The organism is Aldersonia kunmingensis (assembly GCF_001646865.1).
GTDB classification, from domain to species: domain Bacteria; phylum Actinomycetota; class Actinomycetes; order Mycobacteriales; family Mycobacteriaceae; genus Aldersonia; species Aldersonia kunmingensis.
In genome coordinates this window covers 1-25,311 of sequence record NZ_LRRB01000203.1, presented here as the reverse complement: position 1 = coordinate 25,311, position 25,311 = coordinate 1, and the positions used below count along the sequence as shown (strand labels likewise).

Below are 25,311 nucleotides of genomic sequence, written 5' to 3'. Positions count from 1 at the left end.
TCGATGCCGAGCGGTCGTTGGCCGACTCGCGCATTCGACGCCAACCCAATCCAACGCACGTCGCGTCCGAGAAGCGCGAGATCGACACGGCCGCTTGGCGAGGTCTCGCCAACAGCATCCGAGGATACCCGTCGCGCCGGAGCACACGGCGTCAGCGGGACCAGCGCAGATCCGGCGTAGGCCAGCGGTGCCGACCCACGCAGTGGGATCACTGGCCTGAAGCGGGAACCACGAGCAGTTGCCCGGGCCGCACGCCCGCGTCGGTCATGTCGTTGAGATTGACGATCCGATCGATAACCGCGCCCACTCCGGCCTCGGGCGCGATCCTGCTCGCGATATCGGACAGGGTTTCGCCGTCGCGGACAGCGACGACCGTCGTGTTGGCCGGCGCGGCGGCCGGCGTCCCCGCCCGCAGGTGTGCGAGGCCGAAAAGCGCCGCCATCACGAGGAAGGTCGCCAATGCGGCAGCGATCAACCCGGTGATGCCGATTTCCTGGCCGTCGCCGCTGTGCCGCGAGCCCGCCGCGAGCGGGTGAGCGCCACGGTGCACGACGGCAGGGCGGGTGCCGTACGCGACCGGCCGCCCCGCCGGGCGGCGGCGCGCCACGGGCCGCGGCGCTCGGGCGGGTGCGAGGACTCGGCCGCACGCATCGGATTCCTGGGGGCGACGGCCGGTGGACCGCGCCTCGATTGCGCTCATGAAGTGTGTGCTCGTGGTGCTCATGGACTTTCCCCTCTCCGCGGGCTGTCGCACGGCGTTCGATCATGCGTTCGATGAACGGATGTTCGAATTTCTACCACGCGGCACCGACAAAATCGCGACACTCTCGAACAAATGTTTGAAAGAGTGTGTTTCCGAGGCTAAGTTCGAGGGCGAACGTTTGCCTGGTCGAGCAGTGAGGGGATCGCGATGGAGGGTGTTCGGAGATGAAGGAGCAGGGCAGCGACGGCCCCGATATCGCCGCAGGTCTGACCGACCGCCAGCGCAAGGTACTCGAGGTAATCCGCGCCTCCGTCGTGGAGCGTGGCTATCCCCCGAGCATCCGCGAGATCGGCGACGCGGTCGGCCTCACCTCCACCTCCTCGGTTGCGCACCAGCTGCGGACGCTCGAACGCAAGGGCTACCTGCGCCGTGATCCGAACCGCCCCCGCGCGGTGGACGTGCGCGGGCTCGAGGACATGGTTGTCGGCCCGCAGGACGCGGGCAAGGCCGTCGACACCGAGCAGCTCCCCTCGCCCACCTACGTGCCGGTGCTGGGCCGGATCGCGGCCGGCGGCCCGATCTTGGCCGAACAGGCCGTCGAGGACGTCTTTCCGCTGCCGCGCGAGCTGGTCGGCGAGGGTTCGCTGTTCCTGCTGAAGGTCGTCGGTGAGTCGATGATCGATGCCGCGATCTGCGACGGCGACTGGGTCGTGGTGCGCCAGCAGAACGTCGCCGACAACGGCGATATCGTCGCGGCGATGATCGACGGCGAGGCCACCGTGAAGACCTTCAAGAACGACGGCAGGCACGTCTGGCTGCTGCCGCACAACCCGCTGTTCGAGCCGATCCCCGGTGACGATGCCGCGGTCCTCGGCAAGGTCGTCACGGTTATCCGCAAGATCTGAACGTGAATCGGCGCGACCGGCCGCGATGCGATCGGTCGCCACAAAACGAGAACCCCGGGACAGCGTCGCTGTCCCGGGGTTCCTCGTTTCGATCGGTGATCAGGCCAGGTTCAGGCCCTCCCGGCCGTCAGGCCAAGTTCAGCCCACGGCCGATGATCTCCTTCATGATCTCGGTGGTGCCACCGAAGATCGTGGTGATGCGGGCGTCCATGTACGCCTTCGCGATCGGGTATTCCTTCATGTAGCCGTAGCCACCGTGCAGCTGCAGGCAGCGGTTGATGAGCGAGAGGTTCTCCTCGGTGCTCCACCACTTGACCATCGCGGCTTCCTGCACGCTGAGCTTGTTCTCGTTGAGCAGCTCGATGCACTTGTCCACGAACACGCGCACCGCGGTGGCCTTGGTGGCAAGCTCGGCGAGCTCGAAGCGGGTGTTCTGCAGCGCACCGATCGGCTTGCCGAAGGCGTGGCGATCGCGCACGTACTGCTTGGTCTGCTCGAGGACCCGCTCCATGCCAGCGGCGGCACCGACGGCGATGGACAGGCGCTCCTGCGGCAGGTTCTGCATCAGGTGGATGAAGCCCATGCCCTCCTGGCCGAGGAGGTTCTCGGCCGGGATGCGCACGTTGTCGAAGTTCAGCTCGGCGGTGTCCTGGGCCGGCATGCCGATCTTGTCCAGGTTGCGGCCGCGCTCGAAGCCCTTCATGCCGCGCTCGACAACCAGCAGGCTGAAGCCCTGTGCGCCCTTCTCCGGGTCGGTCTGCGCGACGACGATCACCAGGTCGGAGTTGATGCCGTTGGTGATGAAGGTCTTGTTGCCGTTGAGCACCCAGTCGCTGCCGTCGCGGACCGCGCGGGTCTTGATGCCCTGCAGGTCGCTACCGGTGCCGGGCTCGGTCATCGCGATGGCGGTGATGATCTCGCCGGAGGCGAAGCCGGGCAGCCAGCGCTGCTTCTGCTCATCGGTGGACAGCTCGTTCAGGTACGGCGAGATGACGTCGTTCTGCAGCACGAAGCCGAGGCCGCTGTAGCCGCCCGCGGTGGACTCTTCGGTGACGACCGCGTTGTAGCGGAAGTCCTTCACGCCGCCGCCGCCGAACTCCTCCGGCACGTCCATGCCGAGGAATCCCTGCTTACCTGCTTCGATCCAGACGTCGCGATCGACGATGTGCTGCTCTTCCCACTTGGCGTGGTTCGGCGCTACGTACTGGTCGAGAAACTTGCGGTACGACTCCCGGAACAAATCGTGTTCGGGTTCGAAAATGGTGCGCTCCACCTGTGCTCCTCAATCGTGATCGCTGACACCTAAAGAATGCCTCATACGGTACTGCAAATGCGAATCCCGGTTCACTTCGGCACCCGGAAAGGGTGCCACAACGGTGGCGCAAATGGCTAGTCTCCGCGCATCCGAGCGAGCCGCCGCATGACCGGATAGCCGACCAGGATGCCGATCGAACCCCACGCGATGCCGCCCAGTTCGACGCTGCCGATGGACAGCGTCAGATCACCGATCCCGGCAACCAACGCGGCCGCCGCGACCGTCAGGTTCACGGGGTCGGTGAAGTCGACCCGCGCATCCATCCAGATCCGTACTCCGAGCAGCCCAATCAGGCCGTACAGCACGAGCGTTGCACCGCCGAGCACACCGTCGGGAATGGTGAAAACCAGCGCGCCGAACTTCGGCGAGAAGGCCAGTGCGACCGCCGTCGCCGCGGCGACCCAGTAGGCCGCGGTCGAGTACACCCGGGTCGCCGCCATGACTCCGATGTTCTCGGCGTAAGTGGTTGTTCCCGAGCCGCCCCCGAGGCCCGCCAAAGTGGTCGCAATTCCGTCCGCGAAGATCGCCGTCCCCGCTACGTCGTCGAGTGAACGACCGGTCATTTCGGCGACGGCCTTCACGTGCCCGACGTTCTCGGCGATCAACACGATGACCACCGGAAGTGCGAGCGCGATCACAGAGATATCGAACGTGGGACCGTTGAATTCCGGCAGCCCCACCCACGCAGCGCTGCGCATCGCGTCCACACGGTCCTGCGCCAGATCACCGGCGGCCCAGGCGAACATCCAGCCGACGATCACGCCGACCAGGATCGCCAGTCTGCCCAGCAGGCCCGGCCCGAGCACAGTGACAAGCAGGATGACGAGCAGCGTCACGGTCGCGACGAGCGGCTGCGCCTCGTACGAGGCGACGGCGGTCGGTGCGAGGTTGAGGCCGATGAGCGCGACGATCGCGCCGGTCACCACCGGCGGCATGACCGCGTCGATCACCCGCGAGCCCGCGAGCCGGACGATCACGCCAACGGCAGCGAGCACGACGCCGACGCATAAGACCGCACCCAACTGGGCCGCCTGGCCATCGGCGGCCGAAGCGGTCAGCGGCGCGATGAACGCGAACGACGAGCCCAGATAGCTCGGAATCCGGCCCCGGGTGAGCAGCAGGAAGATCATCGTGCCGATGCCGGAGAACAGCAGCGTCGTGGTGACCGGGAAGCCGGTGATCGTCGGCACCAACAGCGTGGCCCCGAACATCGCGACAACATGCTGCATCCCGATGCCGACCGTGCGCGGCCAGCTCAATCGCTCGTCCGGCGCAACGACGGCGCCGGTGGGTATGGAGCGTCCGTCGCCGGCCAGCGTCCAGCGCGGAACTCGCGAGCGCAGACCCCTGGTGCCCTGTTGGCTCATGCCTGGCAACGGTATCCGGCGCACGCGGCGCCGGCCGAGCTTATGCGCCCGCGTTCACAACGGGTTTCGGCGATTGCGGGCGATCAGCCGAGCACCCTGCGCGCGACTTCGCGTGCCGTATTCGGGTCGGAGGTTTCCAGCACGGCGGCGGCAGCCGTGCGGCAGTCCGCGAGCGTCACCGACGCGAGCTTGGCGCCAACCGCGGCGACGGCCGATGCGGCCGCCGACAGCGACGTGATGCCGAGTCCCACAAGCACACAGGCGAGCAGTGGATCGGCAGCGGCCTCGCCGCAGACACCGACCGGTTTGTTCGCAGCGGCACCGGCCTTCGCCGTCTGCGCGACGAGCGCCAGCACCGCGGGCTGCCACGGGTCGGTGAGCGCGGCGAGGTCGGACGACATCCGGTCGGCCGCCATCGTGTACTGCGCGAGGTCGTTGGTCCCGATGGACAGGAAGTCGACGTGGGCCAGGATCCGGTCGGCGAGCAGCGCGGCGGCGGGCACCTCGATCATCACGCCCGGCACCAGATCGCGGCTGCGGACCTTCGCCGCGAAAGCCGCTGCCTCCGCCGGGGTCGAGATCATCGGCGCCATGACCCACGGTTTGCGCGTGCTCGCCTCACTGGCGACCGCGGCGGCGATCGCGTCGAGCTGGCGGTCGAGCAAACCGGGATTCCCGACCGCGATCCGGATGCCACGCACACCGAGGGCCGGGTTGGCCTCATCGGGATGATCGGCGAACTTGAGCGGCTTGTCCGACCCGGCATCGAGGGTGCGCAGCACCACCTTGGCGTCCGGATACGCGGCGAGCACCTCGCCGTAGATCCGGGCCTGTTCCTCCACCGATGGTTCGGTCTCGCGATTGAGGAAGCACAGCTCGGTGCGGAACAGTCCGACGCCCGCGGCGGCGGTTTCTGCGGCCGCGCGGGCACCGGCACCGTCCTGCACGTTGGCGAGCACATCGACGGCGTGACCGTCCGCTGTGGCGCCCGGTCCCGCCCAGCCGGCGCTTCGTTCGGCCAGCACTCGATATTCCTCGACCGCCGCCGCAGCGACAGCCGGATCCGGCGCGACACTCACTTCGCCGGACGTGCCGTCGAGCAACACGAATACCCCGGCATCGACATTGTCGAGGCCGGGAACCGCGACCACACAAGGGATCCCGAGCTGCCGGGCGATGATCGCGGTATGGCTGGTTGGGCCGCCGAGGGTGGTGGCCAGCCCGACAACGATGCTCGGGTCGAGGCCGGCCGTGTCCGCCGGCGCGAGGTCATCGGCGAGCAGAACCGATGGCACATCGGGTGTCGGGACGCCGGGCTCGGGCGCACCGAGGAGTTCCGCGACGACCCGGTCCCGCACGTCGTGCAGGTCGGTGACTCGTTCGGCCATAAGCCCGCCGAGCTTGGTGAACATCGCGGCGAACTGCTCGGTGGCGGCGGCCGCAGCCGATACCGCGTGGCTTCCCGATCCGATCAGCTTCTCCACCGATGTGCGCCAGCCGCGATCCTCGGCCATGGCCGCATTCACGGCAAGAACCTCGGCGGCGGCACCGGAGGCATGTGCCGAACGATCACGCAGCCGCTGCGCGACCGTGGCGGCGGCCGCACGGAACCCATCCAACTCGGCGGGCCGATCATCGAGGGCGATTTCCACATTGTCGATGGTCGGCTGCAGTCGCACACCCGGCCGGACCACTGGGGCTGCCACCACGCCCGGCACCACCGGGGTACCTGTCAGCACGGCCTTCGCCGTGGGAACTCGCACTGAACTCGACATCTGCCCTCCTCCGGGCGGGTTGGCGAGCGGGTGATCTACACCGCTCTAGATGTGTATCTGTGATGAATATTACTCAGAAACCTTGACAAAGCAACACATACAGGCATAAAACAACATAAACCAACACAAACAAGGACGGACCATGTACGCAGAGGAGCGCCAGCAGGCCATCGCCGCGCTGATTGCGCAGCGCGGCCGCATGGCCGTCACGCAGCTTTCGGATCTGTACGGCGTCACGACGGAAACGGTGCGCCGCGACTTCGCGGTGCTGGAGAAGGCCGGGCTCATCCGGCGCGTACACGGCGGCGCGATCCCCGCCAACGCACTCACCATCGAGCTCGGCACGGCGGAGCGCGAGCAGAGCCGGACCGCGGAGAAGGATCGGATCGGCAAGGCCGCGCTGGAATACCTGCCGCCGACCGGGGGCAGCGTCCTCATCGACGCAGGCACCACCACCGACCGGGCCGCGTTCTACCTGCCGACCGACCGCGACCTGCTGGTGGTGACGAACTCGATCCCGATCGCGTCGCGGGTCAGCGCATTCGGCGGGATCCGGCTGCACCTACTCGGCGGACGAGTCCGCGGCGTCACCCTCGCCGCCGTCGGCGACGAGGCCCTTGGCGTGCTTTCCCACCTGCGCGTCGACGTCGCCTTCGTCGGCACGAATGGCATCACCACCCGGCACGGGCTCTCCACCCCCGACAGCGACGAGGCAGCCGTCAAGCGGGCGATCGTCGCCGCCGCGCGGCAGGTGGTCGTGCTCGCCGACTCCAGCAAGGTCGGCCGCGAGGACTTCGTCAGCTTCGCCCCGCTCGCCCAGGTCGACACGATCATCACCGACACCGACCTGCGCCCGTCCGATCGCGACGAGTTGCTCGCCGCCGACGTCGAGGTGGTGACCGCATGATCGTCACACTTACCGCGAATCCGAGCATCGACCGGACCGTGATGCTGGGTGGCCAACTCCGCCGAGGCGAGGTGCACCGCATAGTGGCGAGCACGTCGCATCCCGGCGGCAAGGGCATCAACGTCGCGCGCGCCATCACGGCCTCCGGGGTACCCGTGACCGCGGTGCTGCCCGGCAATGCCGGTGATCCGCTACCGAACTCACTGATCGAAGCCGAGATCAACCATCGCCTGGTGGCATGCCCCGGCAGGGCCAGGGTCAACCTCGCGATCACGGAACCGGACGGCACCACCACCAAGATCAATGATCTCGGGCCGACCCTGCCGGCCGACTGCCGCACGGCAATCACCGAGATCCTGCGCGAGGCGGCGGCGACGGCGTCCTGGCTCGCCCTGTCCGGTTCGCTGCCCCCCGGCGTACCGGACGACTGGTACGCCGAACTCGTCGCGACCCTGCGCCCACTACCGGCGCGGATCGCGGTCGACACCTCGGAGGCGCCACTCCTCGCGCTCGCCGCCGGATTCGGCACCGCCGCCCCCGATCTGATCAAGCCCAATGCCGAAGAACTAGGTCAGCTCACCGGACTCGACGGCCACGCGCTGGAACTCGCTGCCCACGAGGGCGATCCCGCCCCAACGGCCCGTGCCGCCCGGGCGCTGATCGAGCAGGGCGGCCCGGCCGCGATCCTCGCGACACTCGGTTCGGCCGGCGCGGTGCTCGCCACCGCTGAGGGCGCGTGGTACGCCGCCTCGCCGCCGATCACGCCACGCAGCACCGTCGGCGCAGGCGACTCGTCGCTGGCGGGCTACCTGATCGCCGACCTCGATGGCGCGGACCCCGCGCGCCGCCTCGCCTACGCCGTCGCCTATGGCAGCGCCGCGGCGGCACTCCCTGGCACCGCGGTACCGAGCCCCCACCACACCGATCCCAACGCCGTCACCGTCACGGCCCTGTCCCCCACTCACCTGTGATGAACACCATCGCAGCCACAGATTCCGGCTACCGGGAACCCCCGGCGACCGAAACCCGGTAGAGAACAAAGGAAACCGACATGTCGAACGCGACGACTCGACCCGGCTCACCGCCGGCGATCATCAGTCCGGCGACGATCACCCTCGACGTCGACCTGGGTAACGACAAGGAGGCCGTGATTGCGGCCTTGGCACAGCGCCTCGCCGACGACGGACGCAGCGATGACGTCGAGGCGCTACGTGGCGCGGCAATGGCCCGTGAGGCGCAATCCGCCACCGGCCTGCCGGGCGGCATCGCCATCCCGCACTGCCGCAGCGGCGCGGTTTCCGCGGCCTCGCTCGGATTCGCCCGGCTCGCACCGAAGGTCGACTTCGGCGCGCCCGACGGACCCGCCGACTTGGTGTTCCTTATCGCGGCACCGGAGGGCGCCGGCGCCGAGCACATGAAGCTGCTCTCCAGCCTCGCCCGCGCGCTTGTGAAGCCCGATTTCGTTTCAGCACTGCGTACGGCGGAGCGTCCGGACGACGTGGTCGCGCTGGTCGACGGCGTGCTGAACCCAGCGCCCAAAGCAGCTGCCGCGGCACCGGTACAGGTTGAACCCGAAACGCAGGCGGTCGGTGAAACACCGCCCGAGGCAGCGAAGAACATCGTCGCGGTCACCGCCTGCCCGACCGGTATCGCACACACCTACATGGCCGCCGACGCCCTCACCGCCGCCGGCGAGCGTGCCGGGGTGAAGGTGCATGTCGAAACCCAGGGCTCCAGCGGCGGTTCCAAGCTCGCAGCCGACGTCATCGCCGGTGCGGACGCGGTCATCTTCGCCACCGATGTCGGCGTCAAGGAGCGCGAGCGGTTCGCCGGCAAGCCCCTCGTGGCTTCCGGCGTCAAGCGCGCGATCAACGAGCCGGACACGATGATCGCCGATGCGCTACGCGCCAGCCTCGACCCCGGTGCCGCCCGGGTGGGCGGCAGCGCGGGTGCGGCCGCTGCAAGCGCCACCGCACCGAGCGGCGTCGGCCTCGGTGGCCAGATCCGGCAGGCCCTGATGACCGGCGTCAGCTACATGATTCCGTTCGTCGCGGCGGGTGGTCTGCTCATCGCGCTCGGCTTCCTGCTCGGCGGTTACGAGATCGCCAACACGACACTCGACGCGTCGGAGACGTTGAGCGATGGCGCGTACATCGCGCTGCACAACAGTCTCTGGGATCTCCCGTCGGGCGGGCTGATGCAATACCTCGGCGCGGTCAGCTTCGCCGTGGGCGCAGCCGCGATGAGCCTCGCCGTCCCGGTGCTCGCCGGATTCATCTCGTTCGCGATCGCCGACCGCCCCGGCATCGCCCCCGGCTTCGTCGCGGGTCTCGTCTCACTCGCCGTCGGAGCCAGCTTCATCGGCGCCCTCATCGGCGGCCTGGTGGCCGGTGTGGCCTGCCTCTGGATCGCCCGAATCCCGTTGCCGCAGTGGGCACGCGGACTACAGCCCGTCGTCATCATCCCGCTGTTCGGCAGCATGATCGTCGGTGGGCTGCTCTACATGGTCCTCGGCAAGCCGCTGGCCTGGCTCACCGAACAGATGAACAGCGGCCTGGAAAGCATGTCCGGCGGTTCGGCGATCGCGCTCGGCATCGTCCTCGGCCTGATGATGTGCTTCGACCTCGGCGGCCCGGTCAACAAGACCGCGTACCTGTTCGCGACCGCCGGTATCGCCGACATCGCGACGGCCGGCCCGGCCCAGTTCCAGATCATGGCTGCGGTCATGTGCGCCGGCATGGTGCCGCCGCTCGCAATGGCACTGGCCTCGACGGTGCTGCGGCCCAAGCTGTTCGCCGAGCCCGAACGCGAGAACGGCAAGGCGGCCTGGCTACTGGGTGCGTCGTTCATCTCCGAGGGCGCCATACCGTTCGCCGCGGTCGACCCGTTCCGCGTCATCCCCTCGATGATGGCCGGCGGCGCCCTCGCCGGCGCGCTGATCATGACCTTCGGCGTGGAACTGCGCGCCCCGCACGGCGGCGTCTTCGTCTTCTTCGCGATGAGCAGCTGGCCGTTGTTCCTGGTCGCACTCACAGCAGGCACGGTGCTCAGCGCGGCACTCGTGGTGGCGGCCAAGCAGTTCCGCCGCTCGACCGAGGAGATCGAGGCGGAGGCGAACTTCGAGGCGGTGCCTGCCTGACCCGCATCGGCAGGCTTGCCAACCGGCGCACCAACCGCACGAATCATTTACGAACACAAGGAGTAGCAATGCCAAGCACCAACGTCGTCGTCGGATCCTCGATCGGCCTGCACGCCCGTCCCGCCGCGATCATCGCCGACGCCGTCACCGAATCCGGTGTCCCGGTGTTCCTCTCGGTCGGTGGAGACGAACCGGTCGACGCCGGATCCGCGCTACTGATCATGACCCTCGGCGCGACCGTGGGCACCGAGGTCACGGTAACTGCCGACGATCAGGCCACGCTGGACAAGATCGCGAAGCTGGTCGCCGAGGACCTCGACGCCTGACGCGCTAGCTAGCGCCGCCGTCGCCGTGCGATGGCACCGACACCCAGCACCGTGAGCCCGATGAGGACTGCCGCCCCGCCCACCCACCACCAGGTGGCGCTGGACCCAGGAGCCTCAATCGGGTTCTCGGCTGTGTCGGACGGGGCCACCAGGTTTGCGGCGTCGCTCAGCACGAGAATCGGCGGCAGCGGCCGTAGCTCACCGCCGGTCTCGGAGGCGACGATCAGATCGCCCGGCACGGTGAATTCCACACTCTCGCCCTGCGGTTGCTTCGGCGCGGTAACCACCACCGGGGTTTCGTTGGTGAGCGCGGCCGCGACGTCACCATCGCGCACCGGGTAGAGATACACCTGCGAATACGTGCGCACCGCGGCCGCCCGGCCGTCGGCACTGAGCGCGGCGCCGGTCACCAGTTCACCGGGAACCGGAACACCGGCCGCGGTGTTGAGGTTCAGCGCGCCCACCCGGCGCAATCCGGACGGGCCGGGGGTCGGCAACTTGTCGGCAGCCGTATCGGCATCGGGCACATAGACGCCCGAGTTTCCGGAGAACTCCTTGGTGATGATCACCGGGCGCCCGCCCGGCTCGACAATGAGCGACTCGGCATCGTGCGGACCATCCGGATAGGTCAGTCGGTACAACTCCCCCGCCCCGCTCGAGGGGTCGAGACGAGTCAACGCGACGGTGTCGCGCCGGCGGAGGTTGTCGCCGGTGTCGGACAGCCAGATCGAGTCGCCATAGGCCGACATGTCCTCGATGTCGTATGGATCGACCGGAACCGGAATCCATCGCTGCACTGCACAATTCGCGTCGAGCTCGGCCATCTTGTCATCCGTGCCACTGTCCCCGATGGCGTAGAGTGTGTCGTTCAGGTACGCCATACCGGAGAGCTCGTTCAGCCCGGGATCGGTTGGCTGACAATAGACTTCGAAATCACTCGGACCCGCGACGGACGTCGTCGGCGGCTGGGCAACGGCCGGCCCCGCCGATGCGGCTACGGCAGCGGCGCCAAGTAGCGCCGCAACGATTCTGCGCACCCTCAGCCGCGCGCGTACTCGAGCAGCGCCGACGCAAGCGCCTTGGGCACTCGCGCCTGCATAGCGGTGCCTTCAGCCTCGTGCGAGGACTGCAGAATCGTTCCGTCCGAATGGATGCGGGCGACCAGATCCCCACGGCTGTAGGGCAGCAGGACGCTCACCTCAACGTCGAGACCACCGAGCATTTCGGCGAGCCGATCGCGCAACTCGGCGACGCCCTCACCGGTGCGCGCGGACACGAACACGGCCCCGCGCAGCGTGCCGCGCAATTCGGTGAGCATCACCGGGTCGGCGGCGTCGATCTTGTTGACCACGATCAGTTCCGGCGGTGCGGGCGAATCGGTTTCGCGCAGCACGTCGGTGATCACCTCGCGCACGGCCTTGATCTGCCCGGCCGGGAACGGATCCGAGCCGTCCACGACGTGCAGCAGCAGGTCGGCGTCGGTGACTTCCTCGAGCGTCGAGCGGAATGCCTCGACGAGTTGGGTGGGCAGATGCCGCACGAAACCGACCGTGTCGGTGAGCACGAAGCCGCGGCCGTCGGGCAGTTCGGCGCGCCGCGTGGTCGGGTCCAGGGTCGCGAACAGCGCGTCCTGCACCAGCACACCGGCTCCTGTGAGCGCATTGAGCAGGCTCGATTTGCCGGCATTGGTGTATCCGACAATCGCGACAGATGGCACCGAATTACGCTGCCGGCGTGTGCGTTTGGTGTCTCGGGCGGTCTTCATCTCCTTGATCTCGCGACGCAGCTTGGCCATCCGCTCGCGGATCCGGCGCCGGTCGGTCTCGATCTTGGTCTCACCCGGACCACGCAGGCCCACACCGCCGTTGGAGCCCGCACGGCCACCGGCCTGCCGGGACATCGACTCACCCCAGCCGCGCAGTCGCGGGAGCATGTATTCCATCTGCGCGAGCGAGACCTGCGCCTTACCCTCTCGGGACGTGGCGTGCTGAGCAAAAATATCCAGGATCAGCGCGGTGCGGTCGATCACCTTGACCTTGACGATCTTTTCCAGCGCTGTCAGCTGGGCAGGCGTCAGTTCACCGTCGCAGATCACCGTGTCGGCGCCGGTCGAGAGCACGACCTCGCGCAGTTCCTCGGCCTTGCCCGAGCCAATGTAGGTAGCGGCGTCAGGCCGGTCGCGCCGCTGGATCAGGCCCTCGAGCACCTCGGACCCGGCCGTCTCGGCCAGCGCCGCGAGTTCGGCGAGACTGGCGTCGACCTGGGCGGCCGTTCCCTCGGTCCACACACCGACGAGGACGACACGCTCCAGTCGCAGCTGCCGGTATTCGACCTCGGTGACATCGGTGAGCTCGGTGGACAGACCCGCGACGCGGCGCAGTGCGCTGCGCTCCTCGAGCTGCAGGTCACCGGTTGTGGGATCGGAGGAATCGCGGTCAACCGACCAGCGCCGTCCCCCGCCATCTCTAATGGACTCGACACCACCGCGCTGCGGTTCGTCCGTCCAGTCCGATTCGTCTTCTTCTGCGCCGAACGAGTCGGCGCTCTCTGGTTTCGTCATACAGGCTCCATGGTCCCACGAGCCGGCGGGCACCCGCATCGGGTTATTTCGAGGTGGGCGCCGTCAGCCCAGCTCGCGCCACCAGCGCTCGTCGATCCGGCCGGTCGCGACGAGCTCCGACGGGCCGCGCAGAAACGCCCGCCCATCGGCGAACCGGACGGTGACCGCGCCGCCCGGGATCCGCACGGTGACCTGGCTGCCGTCCTGTTCTCCGCCGTTGTAGCGAACCGCGGCCGCCGCGGCCGCGACGGTGCCGGTGCCGCAGGAGCGGGTCTCGCCTACCCCGCGCTCGTAAACGCGCATGTCAACGGCACCGTCCGCGAGCGGCGTGAGCAGCTCGACGTTCACTCCCGACGGGAACAGCGCAGGGTCGTATCCGGGCGCCACGGTCAGGTCCAGCTCGGCGAGGGTCGTTGCAGAGAGTTGCGGCTCGACGCACGCCAGGTGTGGATTGCCGACGTCGATACCGAGACCGGTGAACACTCGCCCGTTGACCGTCGCGGTCGAGGTGCCGAGCTCGCGCACAACGCCCATGTCCACGCTCACGTCTGCGCGGTAACCATCGACCGAGTGGACGATGACCGGCCGGGCGCCCGCCCGCGAGCCGACCACATAATCCGATCGCGATTCGAGCCCGCTCGCGGCGAGGTAATGAGCGAAGACGCGTACACCGTTTCCGCACATCTCCGCGATCGAGCCGTCGGCATTGCGGTAGTCCATGAACCAGTCGTCCGCGGCAGTGCCGTCCGGGAGTTCGGTGAGGACACCGGCATCGCGCAGCGCACCGGCCCTCGCAACCCGCAGCACACCGTCGGCGCCCAGACCGCGCTGCCGGTCGCACAGCGCGGCGATGGCGTCGGGGCGCAGGTCGAGCCGCACGTCCTCGTCGGGCAGCACCACGAAATCGTTCTGCGTGCCGTGGCCCTTGCTGAACTCCATGATTCGAGTCTAATGAGCGGCGGCGAACCCGCTGTTCGCGCGGCCGACCGACTCCCAAACGAGTCAAGTTGTGTAAATGGGGGCAAAGTTTCGCGCCCACGAACAAGTATTGCCGCCGCGAAGCGCTAGCCCGTGAGGGTCAGCACGTGCTCGGTAAGGTCCGGCCGCGCCGCGTCCACCCAACAGACCCGCTTGTCACGCCGGAACCACGATCGCTGCCGGCGCACATAACGCCGGGTGCCGATGAAGGTCCGTTCCTGCGCCTCCGCGAGGTCGTACTCGCCGTCGAGATACGCCAGGGTCTGCGCGTATCCGATGGCTTGGCGCGCGGTGACACCCGCACGCAACCCCTGTTCGGTCAGCGCGGTGACCTCGTCGACGAGGCCGGTTTCGAACATCAGCTCGGTGCGCAACCGGATCCGCTCGTCGAGTTCCTCGGTCTCCCGGTCGACACCGACGATGATCGTGTCCCAGCGCGGCGTACCGATCTGCGGTGCCGATGCCGCGAAGGGCGCACCGGTGATCTCGACAACCTCGAGCGCACGCACCATGCGCCGTCCATCGGTGGGCAGGATCGTGGCTGCGGCCTGCGGATCGACGGCACGCAGCGCCTCGTGCACGGCGGCGACACCGCCCTCGGCGAGGACCGCCTCCCATTTCGCCCGCACCGACGGATCGGTGTCCGGAATCGCCCATTCGTCGAGGAGCGCCTGCACGTACATCATCGATCCGCCGACGATCACCGGCACCGCGCCGCGGGCGCGGATCGCCTCGACATCGGCGACCGCGGCCGCCTGGTAGCGCGCAACGGTGGCCGTCTCGGTCACGTCGAGCACGTCGAGCTGGTGATGCGCGATGCCGCGGCGGTCCTCGGCATGCAGCTTGGCGGTGCCGATATCCATGCCGCGGTACTGCTGCATCGCGTCGATGTTCACGATTTCGCCGCCGAGCCGTTCCGCCAGATCGAGACCGAGGTCGGATTTGCCGGTGGCAGTTGGGCCGACGACAGCGATGGGACGCGTCACGGGAACCACACGGCCACGTGGTAGCCGACGCCGAACGGAGCGTCCCGGTACCGGCTCTCCACCCGCGCGGGCGGTGTCTCGAACACCCCCGCGAGCACCTGGTAGGCGGCCCGCCCCCCGATCCCGAGCTCCGCGCACACCACCGGGTCCAGGCCGGCAAGTCCCGACGGATCACCAGCCGCGATCGCATCGTCCAGTTCGGTCTGGGCCTCGCCCGCACGCGGATCGAAGGAACCCGGCGCCTTCAGGGTCAGGGTGTTGGCGCCGTCGGCGACCACCAGCAGGCCGTGGGCGGTCTCGTCACGGTCCATTTCTGCGCGCAGTTTGCGGCCGAGTTCGGTGCAGTACACCGGCGAGGTGTCGGCGGCCACGATCCGCGCCGTGGCGGTGACCTGCGGCGCCGCGTGCTCGCGCAACCAACCCGCGACGAGTGCGGCCAGCGGCAGCATCGGATCAGCGGCGCCGGTCGCGGCCGCTGCCAGCCCGGCACGCACGTCGGCGCCGAAGCCCCGGAACGTGCCCACCGCGTTCTCGGCCAGTTCGCACTCGGTATCGCCGACACCGATCACAGTCCAGCGCGAGGCCAGGGAGCCAAGGGTGGCAACCGCGGCGAGAGCGGCCGCGCGCAGCGGCTCGGACTCGCTCGCATCGGCACCGTTGAGCTCGGGAACGACGATCGGAGGCGAAGGCACGAGAGCCGCAGCGGTCAACACATCGCCAACGCTAGTAGCGTCGCGCGTTCACCTCGCGCCCGCCCGCCCGGCGGAGCCAGCACCCGCTTATGCCCGTTTCAATGGAATGAATTGCTCGGAGCAGGTTCAATAGGATCGAGCAGGACCGCAAGAGTCGGGGTCGCGGAGCGACGGCGGGTCGTTCTCCACGATGCGACAAGGGTCGCGTCCGCAAAAGTGACGCGCTCCGACCAACGCTGACAGGCAGCCGTGCCGCGCGGCAGAGACGAGGAGCCATGACCGAGAGCAACGGAACCGATCCCACCGCCACCGAGACGGACGCACCGAAACCTTCGGCACCCAAGCCCGGAGCGCCCAGACCGGTACCCAGCGCGAATGGCCCTCGTCCCGGCAATAGTGCCGGCGCGCGCCCCGCTCCCGGGCCGGTCGTGCGCGAAGAAGAGTCGGACAAGCCGCATCCGATCCCGCATGCGCACGCCCACGACCCGACGCTGGCCCACCTGCCTGTCGCGAGCGACCCCAGCAAGTTCGGCCGGGTCGACGAGGACGGCACCGCGTGGGTCCGCACCGCGGAGGGTGAGCGGCAGGTCGGGTCATGGCAGGCCGGCGACGCGGCGGAGGGTTTGGCGCACTTCGGACGCCGTTTCGACGATCTCGCCACCGAGGTCGCGTTGCTCGAGGGCCGGCTCGCGACTCACGTCGGGGACGCCCGCAAGACGAAGGCCGCCGCCCAGGCACTCGCCGAATCACTGCCGACCGCTGCGGTGATCGGGGACGTCGACGGGCTCGCGGTTCGGCTGCAGGCCATCATCGAGCACTCGGACGAGGCCGCGGCCGCGGCCAAGGAGGAGCGGGACAAGTTCCGCACCGAACAGACCGCGCGCAAGGAACACCTCGCAGCCGAGGCCGAGCAGATCGCCACCGAATCCACGCAGTGGAAGGCAGCCGGTGATCGGCTGCGCGAAATCCTCGACGAGTGGAAGACGATCAAGGGCGTCGACCGCAAGGTGGACGATGCCCTGTGGAAGCGCTACTCGAAGGCACGTGAGGGCTTCAACCGGCGTCGTGGCGCCCATTTCGCCGAACTCGACCGCGAGCGCGCCGCCGCGAAGGTCCGCAAGGAAGAGCTGTGCGTCCGCGCCGAGGAGCTGTCCAGCTCCACCGAATGGGCTGCTACGGCGGCAACCTTCCGCGACTTGCTCGGTGAGTGGAAGGCCGCCGGACGCGCGCCTCGCGAGGCCGACGACGCACTGTGGCGCCGGTTCAAGGGCGCGCAGGACGTCTTCTTCGCGGCTCGCAACGCGGCATCGTCCGAGCGGGACGCGGAGTTCGAGGAGCACGCCAAGGCGAAGGAGAAGCTGCTCGAGAACGGCGAGCGGATCGACCCGTCGCAGGACATCGACGCCGCCCGCGCCGCCCTGCGCGACCTGCAGGAGAAGTGGGAAGAGATCGGCAAGGTCCCGCGGGAACGCATGCACGATCTCGAGGGCCGGCTGCGCGCGATCGAGAAGCGCGTGCGCGATGCCGCCGACTCACAGTGGCGGCGCAGCGACCCGGAGGCACTCGCCCGTGCCGCTCAGTTCCGTGAGCGGGTCGCGGCGTTCGAGGAACAGGCCGCGAAGGCCGAGGCCGCAGGCAAGACCCGGGACGCCGAACAGGCCCGTGAGCAGGCCAAGCAGTGGCGTGAGTGGGCCGAGGCAGCGGAGGGGGCAGTCAGCAACCGCTGACGCCTGAAGCTGGGTGGGCTGGGCCGACCGGGGAAACCCGGGCTCAGCCCTTCTGGCGCCACTCCTGCTGGCGGCGCTCCTCTTCGGCGGCGGCGAGCCGGCGCTGTTCCTCGGCTGCGAGCTGAACCGCGGTGCGACTCCACACCACGCGCAGCCAGTGGAACGTCAGCACCATCACCGCGATCCAACCGATGACCAGGCCGATACCGGGTCCGGCGCCGGGCAGGTTCGGTGCGAGTGTCTGCCGCGTCCAGATGGCGAGCATGCCGAGCACGGACGCGACGGCCGAGCCGGCCAGGGCGATCCACGCGAAGACCCAACGGCGGGTGAGCAGCGCGAGCATCGAGAAGCCCACCGCGAACACCAGGGAGAACCACGCGAACAGCCGCGAGGGCAGCTGAATGGATTCGGAAAGGGCGATGTCATTCCCCGCCAGGACGTCGAAGCCGTGCGCATGCCCGGTGTGCGGCAGCGCGATCGCGCCGAGGACCGCGAACACGAGGACCGCGACGACGACGGCACGCGCACCGGGGTCGATCTCGCCGGCCATCTTCTTCTCGACCGCATCGACGTCGCGGCGAAGGTCCTCGTAGGGCTGTTCGCTGGCGGGCTGCTCGCTCATTCGCAGCACCCGCTCGTCGCCACGGGCACCGCGATGGGCGCACCAATGCTGGGCAGTCCGAGGCCGGTCACGTTCGGTACATCTCCGATCGGTGGTGTCTTCGGGGTGATCCCGCGTTCGTGCGCATCGCCCGCGGCAGTGCGCCGGTGCGTCCGGACCTCGCCGTCAGCAATGAGGTGATGCGGCGCCGCGTCGGTGATGTCGACGGTGATGACATCGCCGGGCCGGATTGCCGCATCGGGTGCGGGGCGGAAGTGCACGAGCCGTCCGTCACGGGCCCGGCCGCTCATCCGCGCAGTTGCGGCGTTCTTGCGGCCCGCGCCCTCCGCGACGAGGAGTTCGACCTCGGTGCCGACGAGCTTGCGGTTCTCGTCGAGCGAAATCTCCTCCTGCAGCGCGATCAGCCGGTCGTAGCGCTCCTGCACGATGTGCTTCGGGATCTGGTCGTCGAGCTCGGCCGCCGGTGTGCCTGGGCGCTTGGAGTACTGGAATGTGAACGCGCTCGAGAACCGGGCCTGGCGAACCACGTCGAGGGTCTCGAGGAAGTCCTCCTCGGTCTCGCCCGGGAAGCCGACGATGATGTCGGTCGTGATCGCGGCGTGCGGCATGGCCTCGCGCACCTTCTCGATGATCCCGAGGAATCGGGCCTTCCGGTACGAGCGGCGCATGGCCTTGAGCACACGGTCCGAGCCGGACTGCAGCGGCATGTGCAGCTGCGGGCACACGTTCGGCGTGATGGCCATCGCGTCGATCACGTCATCTGTGAATTCGGCGGGATGCGGAGAGGTGAACCGGACGCGCTCGAGCCCGTCGATCTTTCCGCACGCCGCGAGCAGTTCGGCGAACGCGCCGCGGTTGCGGTCGAGTTCAGGGTCGGCGAAGTTCGCGCCGTAGGAGTTGACGTTCTGGCCGAGCAGCGTCACTTCGAGCACGCCCTCGTTCACCAGTGCCTGCACCTCGGCGAGCACGTCGCCCGGGCGGCGGTCCACCTCCTTGCCGCGCAGCGACGGCACGATGCAGAACGTGCAGGTGTTGTTGCACCCGACCGAGATGGAAACCCAGCCCGAGTAGGCCGAGTCGCGCTTGGCTGGAAGCGTAGAAGGGAACGCCTCGAGCGACTCGAGGATCTCAACCTGGGCCTGCTCGTTGTGCCGTGCACGATCGAGCAGCGCGGGCAGCGAACCGATGTTGTGCGTGCCGAACACGACGTCCACCCAGGGCGCCTTCTTGACCACGGTGGAGCGGTCCTTCTGCGCCAGACAGCCGCCGACGGCAATCTGCATACCGGGCGTCGAGGCCTTCACCGGAGCGAGATGGCTGAGGTTCCCGTAGAGCTTGTTGTCGGCGTTCTCGCGCACCGCGCAGGTGTTGAAAACGACCAGATCCGGAGTCGCACCGGGTGCTGCGGGCGTATAGCCGGCGTCCTCGAGCAGGCCCGACAGCCGCTCGGAATCGTGCACGTTCATCTGGCAGCCGTAGGTTCGCACCTCGTAGCTGCGGGTCACCCGGTCGATCGTTTCCACAGCTCCAGGGTACGGCGCGGGGGTGCGCATCCTGGAATCGCGGGTAAGCACCCTACGCAGAGCCGCCGTCCCGGCCTATCCGACGACTGGGAGTGTGAGCACAGATCCGTCTGCGTGCACGGTCACCGGCATCGCTTCGAGCCCGCCGCGGAAGCTGACGTCGCCGCTGGTGACGGCGAGCCGTAGCGAATGCCCAGGCGCGAAACGGTGCACGAAACCGGGCAACGCGATCTCGACCGGCGCTGCCGGGTTGGTGATCCGCACCGGCTGCACCAGCCCGTTGATCAGAGTCGCGACCCCGTTCGGGTCGACGTCGTAGACCTTGACGAAGATGACCGGGCGGCCGGGCGCATCCACCCGCAGCCGCAGCGTCGGGATGCCCGCGACGTCGAGCGGTGCGGCAAGGGGTGGCGTGGTCCAGGCCAGTGCGGTGCCCGGAATGTCGGTGGCCGCCACCTTGGCAGTCGGGTCGATGTTCGGCGGCGCGGCGCCGTTCGGTAGCCCGCCAGGGATGGTGTACAGCACCGCGGACCCGGGCCGTGCGCTCGCCGGATCGCCCACGAGCCGGGCATCGCCCGAGAGGAATAAGTCCGACCTCGCGCCGACCGGGAACGAAGTGGAGGTGCCGTAGGCCGGTCGCGCATTGCCCGAGTAGGACACCCAGGGCTGGAAGTACGCGAATTCCGGCCCGGTGCTCGCGTTGGCGTCGTTCTTCAGATAGTGATCGAACCAGTCCAGGATCCGGCCGGTTTCGTACTGCGCCACGGGATCCGGTGCCTTGGGGTCGAATTCACCGGGCGCCGGTTCGATGTGACTGTGCCCCCACGAATGCCAGATCATCTTCACCGGAACGCCACGGGATTTCAGTCCCTGGTAGGTCGCCACCGCCTCGTTGAGCGTGAACAGGGTGTCCTGCTCCCCCTGCCCGAGCAGTACGGGGACGTGAATGTCGTCGAGGAAGGTCGCGACCGAGGCGTGCCGCAAATGGGCGGTGACGGACGGCGACGGCTCGCCGATGGTCACCGACTCCGCGATCGCCGGACACATGTAGTCGCGGTAGTTGGGGCAGCCCACGGCACGCGCCGGATCCGCGATATACCCCTTGGTCCCGGGATTGGTCACGCCGAGGCCGAACAGCAAAGTCGAGAACAGAACCTTCGCCGCGCCGGGCACCGCCGTCGTGACGCCGGTAATCGTGGACGTGCCATTCGGGGTGAGCGAGTAGGAAAGGTCGTTCCACGTGATGAGCGGCACGATGGTGTCGATGCGCGGGTCGACGGCCGCCGCGCCCAATTGAACCCCGCCACCGTAGGACCCGCCGACCATGCCGACCCGCGGGTCGTTGACCGACGGCCGACCGACGTGGTCGGTCGAATCGTGCACGACCACGTCGAGCGGCGCGCGCGGACTCGTGAGCCCCGGATCGGTGAACGCGATACCGCCGGCGCCGCCGAGGAAGCTCACCAGTTGGGCTGCGGCGACGCCGTCGTAGTCGCGATCGTCGAGGGACACCTTGCACGTCGAACCACCGAATCCCAGTCCGGAGTAGGCCAGCGACACGTAGCCGTGACTGGCCAACCACTTGGCCGTGGGCACCTGTACCTCGTAGGACTGCCCGAAGCCGTGGGTGGTGAGTACCGTGGGAACGCGCGCCGTCGGACTGGCACTGTCGGGGACGAACAGTTCTCCGATGATCGTGCACTGCTGCGCGTTTGGGCCGACCCGCACCGAGAAATGAAGGAGTTCGCTGGTGTAGCCGCTCGGACCGGCCGTGGCGACGGCACCCGAGGAGAAGACCACCGCGATCACCGCCAGGAGTGTCGCGAGCCAACCTCGTCTCATCGCCACCGCCTTGCAGAGAACCGTGTATGCCGCACGCTACGACGGGAAACGACGCTCCACGCGGCAAATGGCGCGAATCGGCCTAGAGTCAATGGCTATGACGCACGTCGACGACGCTGACGCCGCCGCCGAACGCCCCTCAGGAGCGGAGCCAGCGCACCGACCCGAGCACCCGATGATCGCCATGCACGGCGTGCAGAAGCACTTCGGCGACCTTCACGTGTTGCGCGATATCGATATCGAGATCCCGCGCGGCCAGGTCGTGATCGTGATCGGACCGTCCGGGTCCGGCAAGTCGACGCTGTGCCGCACGATCAACCGCCTCGAACCGATCGACGAGGGCACCATCGCGATCGACGGACTGGTGCTGCCCGCCGAGGGCAAGGCGCTCGCGGCCCTACGCGCGGACGTCGGCATGGTGTTCCAGTCGTTCAATCTGTTCGCGCACAAGACGATCCTGCAGAACGTCATGCTCGCGCCAACCAAGGTCCGCAAGGTCAAGAAGGACGACGCCCGCACCCGCGCGCTCGAACTTCTCGACCGCGTCGGCATCGCCGATCAAGCCGAGAAGTTTCCGGCGCAACTGTCGGGTGGCCAGCAACAGCGCGTCGCCATTGCGCGCGCACTCGCGATGAACCCCAAGGTGATGCTCTTCGACGAGCCCACGTCCGCACTCGACCCGGAGATGGTCAACGAGGTGCTCGACGTGATGGTTGCGCTGGCCCGCGACGGGATGACGATGCTCGTGGTCACCCACGAAATGGGTTTCGCCCGCAAGGCGGGGAACCGCGTGCTGTTCATGTCCGACGGCCAAATCGTCGAAGACACCGACCCGGACACGTTTTTCACCAACCCGGCGTCCACGCGCGCCAAGGACTTCCTCGGGAAGATCCTCAGCCACTGACCACGCGCTGCGCCCGTCGGCGCAGCGCCTCGAGCCCCGTGTTTGTCGACAGGTATGGAGGGATCCGATGAGGATGAACCGCGCGGCACGTGTCGGTGTCGTCGTTGCTGCACTCGCATTCGTTGCCACGGCGTGTGGCGGTGACGAGGAAAAGAGCGCAAGCGAAAGCGCCCAGGGAGGGACGCTGACGGTCGGCATCAAGTTCGACCAGCCCGGGCTCGGGCAGCGCAATCCCGACGGCACGTACAGCGGCTTCGATGTCGAGGTCGCCAAGTACGTCGCGGACAAGCTCGGCGTGCAGCCCGACGGCATCACCTGGAAGGAATCCCCTTCCGCGCAACGCGAAACGCTCATCGAGAACGGCGAGGTCGACTATGTGGTCGCGACCTACTCGATCACCGACGCCCGCAAGGAGAAGGTCGATTTCGCGGGGCCGTACCTGACGACGGGCCAGTCGCTGCTGGTGCGTGCGGACAACACCGATATCACCGGACCCGAGTCGCTCAATGGTGGCAAGAAGCTCTGCTCGGTGACGGGTTCCACACCGGCGCAGCGGGTGAAGGAGAAGTACGCACAGGACGTGCAGCTGCAGGAGTTCGACACCTACTCGGCGTGCGTCGAAGCGCTGCGGAACGGTGCGATCGACGCGGTCACCACCGACGCGGTCATCCTCGCCGGCTACGCCGCGCAGTACCCGGGCCAGCTCAAGGTCGTGGGTGACACGTTCTCCACCGAGAACTACGGCATCGGACTTGCCAAGGGCGACACCGAAACCCGCAACAAGATCAACGACGCGATCGAAGAAATGATCGCGTCCGGCGCGTGGAACGAGGCGTTCGAGTCCACCATCGGGCCGTCGGGCTACCCGATGCCGGCGCCACCGCAGGTCGACCGGTACTGACAACCACGACCGGGTGGGGCGGGCACACCGCCCCACCCGGCGTGCGTGAGGGCAAGCGAGGAGGGAATGGGTGGATCTGCTCTCGAAGTACGACGATCAACTGATCGATGCGTTCTGGATCACGATCAAGTTGACTGCCGCTTCGGCGATCTGCGCTTTGATCATCGGCACCATCCTGGCCGGGATGCGGGTGTCGCCTATACCGGTGGCACGCTGGATCGGCGCGGCGTACGTGACCGTGTTCCGCAATACCCCGCTCACCCTGATCATCATCTTCTGCCTGTTCGTGCTCTCGCAGACCCTGCACGTCAACCTCGCGCGGGAGGATTCGCCCACGTTCCTGGTGGACAACAACTTCCGCCTCGCCGTGCTCGGCCTGAGCGTCTACACCGCGGCCTTCGTATGTGAGTCGCTGCGCTCCGGCATCAACACGGTCCCGGTCGGTCAGGCCGAGGCGGGTCGCTCGCTGGGCCTGACGTTCTTCCAGAACTTGCGACTCATCGTGCTGCCGCAGGCATTTCGTGCGGTGATCGCCCCGCTGGGTAGCGTGCTCATCGCGCTCACCAAAAACACCACGATCGCGTCGGTGATCGGTGTCGCCGAGGCCTCGCTGCTCATGAAGACCATGATCGAGAACGAGGCGGCGATCTTCGCGGTCGGCGGGATCTTCGCCGCCGGGTTCGTGTGCCTCACCCTGCCGATGGGCTATCTATTCGGTTGGCTCAGCCAGCGATACCGGGTGGCCCAATGAGCGCCAAGGCCACGGTCCTCTACGACGCGCCCGGACCCCGGGCGCGAATCCGCAACAACGTGCTGTCAGTGGTCGTCGCGATTGTGCTCCTCGCTGTTGCCTGGCTGGTGTACCGGGCACTCGATGACAACGGCCAGCTCACTTCCGAGAAGTGGGACCCGTTCCTCGAATCCTCTTCGTGGACCACGTATCTGCTGCCCGGCATCAAGGGCACCTTGATCGCCGCGGCGCTCTCGATCGTGCTCGCGCTCATCCTGGGGTCGATCCTCGGCATCGGCCGACTCTCCGGCCATCGCAGCGTCCGAGCCGTGTCCGGCACGTTCGTCGAGATCTTCCGCGCCATTCCGGTGCTGATCCTGATGATCTTCACGTATCAGATCTATGCCGAGTACAACGTCTTCAAGTCGAAGGACCTCGCACTCGCCGCTGTGGTGACGGGCTTGACCCTCTACAACGGCTCGGTGATCGCCGAGATCGTGCGCGCCGGGATCCGCTCGCTACCCAAGGGGCAGGCGGAGGCGGCCCAGGCGCTTGGTATGCGCAAGGGCCAGATGATGCGGGAGGTCTTACTCCCCCAGGCGATAACCGCGATGTTGCCGGCGATCGTCTCGCAGATGGTTGTCGCACTGAAGGACTCGGCCCTCGGCTACCTCATCGGCTACATCGAAGTGGTGCGCTCCGGCCAGCAACTCGGCTCGTACTACGGCAACTACCTCCCGGCATTGCTCGTGGTCGCCGCGATCATGATTGTGCTGAACTCCACGCTCAGCTACGTCGCGACAACCCTCGAGGCCCGACTGCGCCGGACACGCCGTCGGCGCGGCGAGGGCGACGTGCTCAAGGTCGAGGTGACCGGTGTCCCCGGCACCGGGGCACCCGGTATCGATCTCGCCCAGAAGTAGTCGCGGCCAGTGCGTACCATTTCAGGTCACCGCGCACGCCCAGGCATGCGCGCTCGCTGCAAAAGTGCGCGCTCATCCCGATGCGCGCAGCGAGGTATCCAGCGCGGTCATCAACTGTGCGACACGGCTTCTGCCGCTGAGCGCGGGTGGGTAGCGACGGAGAACATCGACGAGCACCGGTGTCGCGCGCAGTCGAGCGCGCTCGATCTCTCTCGCACCAACCGCGGGGTCGTCGGCTGCGTTCAGTTCCGCAATCCGGGCCGCGCTCGCGGCTGCCCGCAGAATGTGGCCGACCTGGTGGGCTTTCGCAATCGGGTGCAAGTAGGCGGCAGAAGCTGCATCGCCGGCACAGCGCGCGGCCAGCCGTGACGCCTCGGTCGGTGTATCCTTGGCAGCTCGGTGCGCGTCGAGCGAGGTGATGCGCTGCAGCTTGGTCCTTTTCGCGCCGTTCACGAACTCCCATGCGGAGGCGATCGCAGCGCGGGG

23 protein-coding genes are annotated in these 25,311 nt (G+C 68.0%); 10 read left to right on the top strand and 13 right to left on the bottom strand.

All coding sequences use genetic code 11. The features are described 5' to 3' along the window. Positions 1-208: 208 nt before the first annotated feature. Positions 209-724 (bottom strand): LysM peptidoglycan-binding domain-containing protein, encoded by a 516-nt coding sequence (locus tag A8G08_RS15860; RefSeq protein WP_068275944.1) that lies wholly within the window; start codon positions 722-724, stop codon positions 209-211. Positions 725-927: 203 nt separating this feature from the next. On the opposite strand from A8G08_RS15860, the gene lexA reads away from it, so the two are divergent. Next, entirely contained in the window at positions 928-1,608 is a 681-nt protein-coding gene (gene lexA, locus A8G08_RS15855; protein WP_068275941.1) for a transcriptional repressor LexA, read from the top strand. A 127-nt stretch (positions 1,609-1,735) separates the two neighbouring features. Here the strand turns inward: lexA and A8G08_RS15850 are convergent, their stop codons facing one another. The 3 genes from A8G08_RS15850 to A8G08_RS15840 all read right to left on the bottom strand — a co-directional run bounded on the left by A8G08_RS15850 (position 1,736) and on the right by A8G08_RS15840 (position 6,065). Then, positions 1,736-2,881 carry an acyl-CoA dehydrogenase family protein gene (locus tag A8G08_RS15850; RefSeq protein WP_068275938.1) on the bottom strand — a complete coding sequence of 382 codons (1,146 nt, stop codon included), beginning with the start codon at positions 2,879-2,881 and terminating at the stop codon, positions 1,736-1,738. 116 nt (positions 2,882-2,997) lie between these two features. After that, positions 2,998-4,290: a uracil-xanthine permease family protein gene (locus A8G08_RS15845; protein WP_068275935.1), complete on the bottom strand. Its 1,293-nt coding sequence runs from the start codon at positions 4,288-4,290 to the stop codon at positions 2,998-3,000. A gap of 83 nt (positions 4,291-4,373) precedes the next feature. Continuing rightward, on the bottom strand, positions 4,374-6,065 hold the full coding sequence (locus A8G08_RS15840; protein WP_068275932.1) for a putative PEP-binding protein: 1,692 nt from the start codon (positions 6,063-6,065) through the stop codon (positions 4,374-4,376). A 142-nt stretch (positions 6,066-6,207) separates the two neighbouring features. Here A8G08_RS15840 and A8G08_RS15835 point away from each other — a divergent pair, with 142 nt between their 5' ends. The 4 genes from A8G08_RS15835 (at position 6,208) to A8G08_RS15820 (ending at position 10,437) form a co-directional block, all read left to right on the top strand. Then, the gene (locus tag A8G08_RS15835) at positions 6,208-6,972 is read left to right on the top strand and encodes a DeoR/GlpR family DNA-binding transcription regulator (RefSeq protein WP_068275928.1); all 765 of its coding nucleotides are present in this window, start codon (positions 6,208-6,210) and stop codon (positions 6,970-6,972) included. After that, positions 6,969-7,943: a 1-phosphofructokinase family hexose kinase gene (locus tag A8G08_RS15830; RefSeq protein WP_068275925.1), complete on the top strand. Its 975-nt coding sequence runs from the start codon at positions 6,969-6,971 to the stop codon at positions 7,941-7,943. Before A8G08_RS15835 ends, A8G08_RS15830 begins: the two co-directional genes overlap by 4 nt. Before the next feature lie 80 nt (positions 7,944-8,023). After that, positions 8,024-10,111 (top strand): PTS fructose transporter subunit IIABC, encoded by a 2,088-nt coding sequence (locus tag A8G08_RS15825; protein ID WP_068275922.1) that lies wholly within the window; start codon positions 8,024-8,026, stop codon positions 10,109-10,111. 68 nt (positions 10,112-10,179) lie between these two features. Further along, entirely contained in the window at positions 10,180-10,437 is a 258-nt protein-coding gene (locus tag A8G08_RS15820) for an HPr family phosphocarrier protein (RefSeq protein WP_068275919.1), read from the top strand. Positions 10,438-10,445: 8 nt separating this feature from the next. Here A8G08_RS15820 and A8G08_RS15815 read toward each other — a convergent pair whose 3' ends face one another. From A8G08_RS15815 to A8G08_RS15795, 5 genes are all read right to left on the bottom strand, one after another. Next, positions 10,446-11,318, bottom strand: coding sequence for a hypothetical protein (locus A8G08_RS15815; protein ID WP_245672849.1), 873 nt, complete (start codon positions 11,316-11,318; stop codon positions 10,446-10,448). A 158-nt stretch (positions 11,319-11,476) separates the two neighbouring features. Then, positions 11,477-12,997 carry a GTPase HflX gene (hflX, locus tag A8G08_RS15810; RefSeq protein WP_084436348.1) on the bottom strand — a complete coding sequence of 507 codons (1,521 nt, stop codon included), beginning with the start codon at positions 12,995-12,997 and terminating at the stop codon, positions 11,477-11,479. 63 nt (positions 12,998-13,060) lie between these two features. Then, positions 13,061-13,936 carry a diaminopimelate epimerase gene (dapF, locus tag A8G08_RS15805; RefSeq protein ID WP_068275914.1) on the bottom strand — a complete coding sequence of 292 codons (876 nt, stop codon included), beginning with the start codon at positions 13,934-13,936 and terminating at the stop codon, positions 13,061-13,063. 125 nt (positions 13,937-14,061) lie between these two features. Continuing rightward, positions 14,062-14,970, bottom strand: coding sequence for a tRNA (adenosine(37)-N6)-dimethylallyltransferase MiaA (gene miaA / locus A8G08_RS15800; RefSeq protein WP_068275911.1), 909 nt, complete (start codon positions 14,968-14,970; stop codon positions 14,062-14,064). Next, complete coding sequence (locus A8G08_RS15795; protein WP_068275908.1) at positions 14,958-15,674, bottom strand: class III extradiol ring-cleavage dioxygenase family protein; 717 nt, start codon at positions 15,672-15,674, stop codon at positions 14,958-14,960. The genes miaA and A8G08_RS15795 overlap by 13 nt, the downstream gene beginning before the upstream one ends. Positions 15,675-15,928: 254 nt before the next feature. Between A8G08_RS15795 and A8G08_RS15790 the strand changes: the two genes are divergently transcribed. Then, positions 15,929-17,380: a DUF349 domain-containing protein gene (locus tag A8G08_RS15790; RefSeq protein WP_068275905.1), complete on the top strand. Its 1,452-nt coding sequence runs from the start codon at positions 15,929-15,931 to the stop codon at positions 17,378-17,380. Between the two features lie 43 nt (positions 17,381-17,423). On the opposite strand, the gene A8G08_RS15785 is transcribed toward A8G08_RS15790, so the two are convergent. The 3 genes from A8G08_RS15785 to A8G08_RS15775 all read right to left on the bottom strand — a co-directional run bounded on the left by A8G08_RS15785 (position 17,424) and on the right by A8G08_RS15775 (position 21,367). Further along, positions 17,424-18,002 carry an Rv2732c family membrane protein gene (locus tag A8G08_RS15785; RefSeq protein WP_068275901.1) on the bottom strand — a complete coding sequence of 193 codons (579 nt, stop codon included), beginning with the start codon at positions 18,000-18,002 and terminating at the stop codon, positions 17,424-17,426. Next, positions 17,999-19,525 (bottom strand): tRNA (N6-isopentenyl adenosine(37)-C2)-methylthiotransferase MiaB, encoded by a 1,527-nt coding sequence (gene miaB, locus A8G08_RS15780; protein WP_068275900.1) that lies wholly within the window; start codon positions 19,523-19,525, stop codon positions 17,999-18,001. Before miaB ends, A8G08_RS15785 begins: the two co-directional genes overlap by 4 nt. A 75-nt stretch (positions 19,526-19,600) precedes the next feature. After that, complete coding sequence (locus tag A8G08_RS15775) at positions 19,601-21,367, bottom strand: CocE/NonD family hydrolase (RefSeq protein WP_068275988.1); 1,767 nt, start codon at positions 21,365-21,367, stop codon at positions 19,601-19,603. A 175-nt stretch (positions 21,368-21,542) separates the two neighbouring features. Between A8G08_RS15775 and A8G08_RS15770 the strand changes: the two genes are divergently transcribed. The 4 genes from A8G08_RS15770 (at position 21,543) to A8G08_RS15755 (ending at position 24,825) form a co-directional block, all read left to right on the top strand. Beyond that, on the top strand, positions 21,543-22,271 hold the full coding sequence (locus tag A8G08_RS15770; protein ID WP_157108607.1) for an amino acid ABC transporter ATP-binding protein: 729 nt from the start codon (positions 21,543-21,545) through the stop codon (positions 22,269-22,271). Between the two features lie 67 nt (positions 22,272-22,338). After that, positions 22,339-23,172 (top strand): glutamate ABC transporter substrate-binding protein, encoded by an 834-nt coding sequence (locus tag A8G08_RS15765; protein WP_068275894.1) that lies wholly within the window; start codon positions 22,339-22,341, stop codon positions 23,170-23,172. A 70-nt stretch (positions 23,173-23,242) separates the two neighbouring features. Further along, positions 23,243-23,923, top strand: coding sequence for an amino acid ABC transporter permease (locus A8G08_RS15760; RefSeq protein ID WP_068275891.1), 681 nt, complete (start codon positions 23,243-23,245; stop codon positions 23,921-23,923). Then, positions 23,920-24,825 carry an amino acid ABC transporter permease gene (locus A8G08_RS15755; protein ID WP_068275889.1) on the top strand — a complete coding sequence of 302 codons (906 nt, stop codon included), beginning with the start codon at positions 23,920-23,922 and terminating at the stop codon, positions 24,823-24,825. Before A8G08_RS15760 ends, A8G08_RS15755 begins: the two co-directional genes overlap by 4 nt. A 72-nt stretch (positions 24,826-24,897) precedes the next feature. Here A8G08_RS15755 and A8G08_RS15750 read toward each other — a convergent pair. Further along, the coding region (locus A8G08_RS15750; protein WP_068275881.1) for a putative immunity protein at positions 24,898-25,311 on the bottom strand (414 nt) is incomplete at its 5' end.

What these genes read in the sequence shown, in the direction of transcription:
- A8G08_RS15820 (WP_068275919.1), top strand. Translation starts at nt 10,180, where the DNA reads ATGCCAAGCACCAACGTCGTCGTCGGATCCTCGATCGGCCTGCACGCC.
- A8G08_RS15835 (WP_068275928.1), top strand. Translation starts at nt 6,208, where the DNA reads ATGTACGCAGAGGAGCGCCAGCAGGCCATCGCCGCGCTGATTGCGCAG.
- A8G08_RS15840 (WP_068275932.1), bottom strand. Translation starts at nt 6,065, where the DNA reads ATGTCGAGTTCAGTGCGAGTTCCCACGGCGAAGGCCGTGCTGACAGGT.
- hflX (WP_084436348.1), bottom strand. Translation starts at nt 12,997, where the DNA reads ATGACGAAACCAGAGAGCGCCGACTCGTTCGGCGCAGAAGAAGACGAA.
- A8G08_RS15845 (WP_068275935.1), bottom strand. Translation starts at nt 4,290, where the DNA reads ATGAGCCAACAGGGCACCAGGGGTCTGCGCTCGCGAGTTCCGCGCTGG.
- A8G08_RS15785 (WP_068275901.1), bottom strand. Translation starts at nt 18,002, where the DNA reads ATGAGCGAGCAGCCCGCCAGCGAACAGCCCTACGAGGACCTTCGCCGC.
- A8G08_RS15775 (WP_068275988.1), bottom strand. Translation starts at nt 21,367, where the DNA reads ATGAGACGAGGTTGGCTCGCGACACTCCTGGCGGTGATCGCGGTGGTC.
- A8G08_RS15770 (WP_157108607.1), top strand. Translation starts at nt 21,543, where the DNA reads ATGATCGCCATGCACGGCGTGCAGAAGCACTTCGGCGACCTTCACGTG.
- A8G08_RS15790 (WP_068275905.1), top strand. Translation starts at nt 15,929, where the DNA reads ATGACCGAGAGCAACGGAACCGATCCCACCGCCACCGAGACGGACGCA.
- A8G08_RS15755 (WP_068275889.1), top strand. Translation starts at nt 23,920, where the DNA reads ATGAGCGCCAAGGCCACGGTCCTCTACGACGCGCCCGGACCCCGGGCG.
- A8G08_RS15815 (WP_245672849.1), bottom strand. Translation starts at nt 11,318, where the DNA reads ATGGCGTACCTGAACGACACACTCTACGCCATCGGGGACAGTGGCACG.
- dapF (WP_068275914.1), bottom strand. Translation starts at nt 13,936, where the DNA reads ATGGAGTTCAGCAAGGGCCACGGCACGCAGAACGATTTCGTGGTGCTG.
- A8G08_RS15830 (WP_068275925.1), top strand. Translation starts at nt 6,969, where the DNA reads ATGATCGTCACACTTACCGCGAATCCGAGCATCGACCGGACCGTGATG.
- lexA (WP_068275941.1), top strand. Translation starts at nt 928, where the DNA reads ATGAAGGAGCAGGGCAGCGACGGCCCCGATATCGCCGCAGGTCTGACC.
- A8G08_RS15765 (WP_068275894.1), top strand. Translation starts at nt 22,339, where the DNA reads ATGAGGATGAACCGCGCGGCACGTGTCGGTGTCGTCGTTGCTGCACTC.
- A8G08_RS15825 (WP_068275922.1), top strand. Translation starts at nt 8,024, where the DNA reads ATGTCGAACGCGACGACTCGACCCGGCTCACCGCCGGCGATCATCAGT.
- A8G08_RS15860 (WP_068275944.1), bottom strand. Translation starts at nt 724, where the DNA reads ATGAGCACCACGAGCACACACTTCATGAGCGCAATCGAGGCGCGGTCC.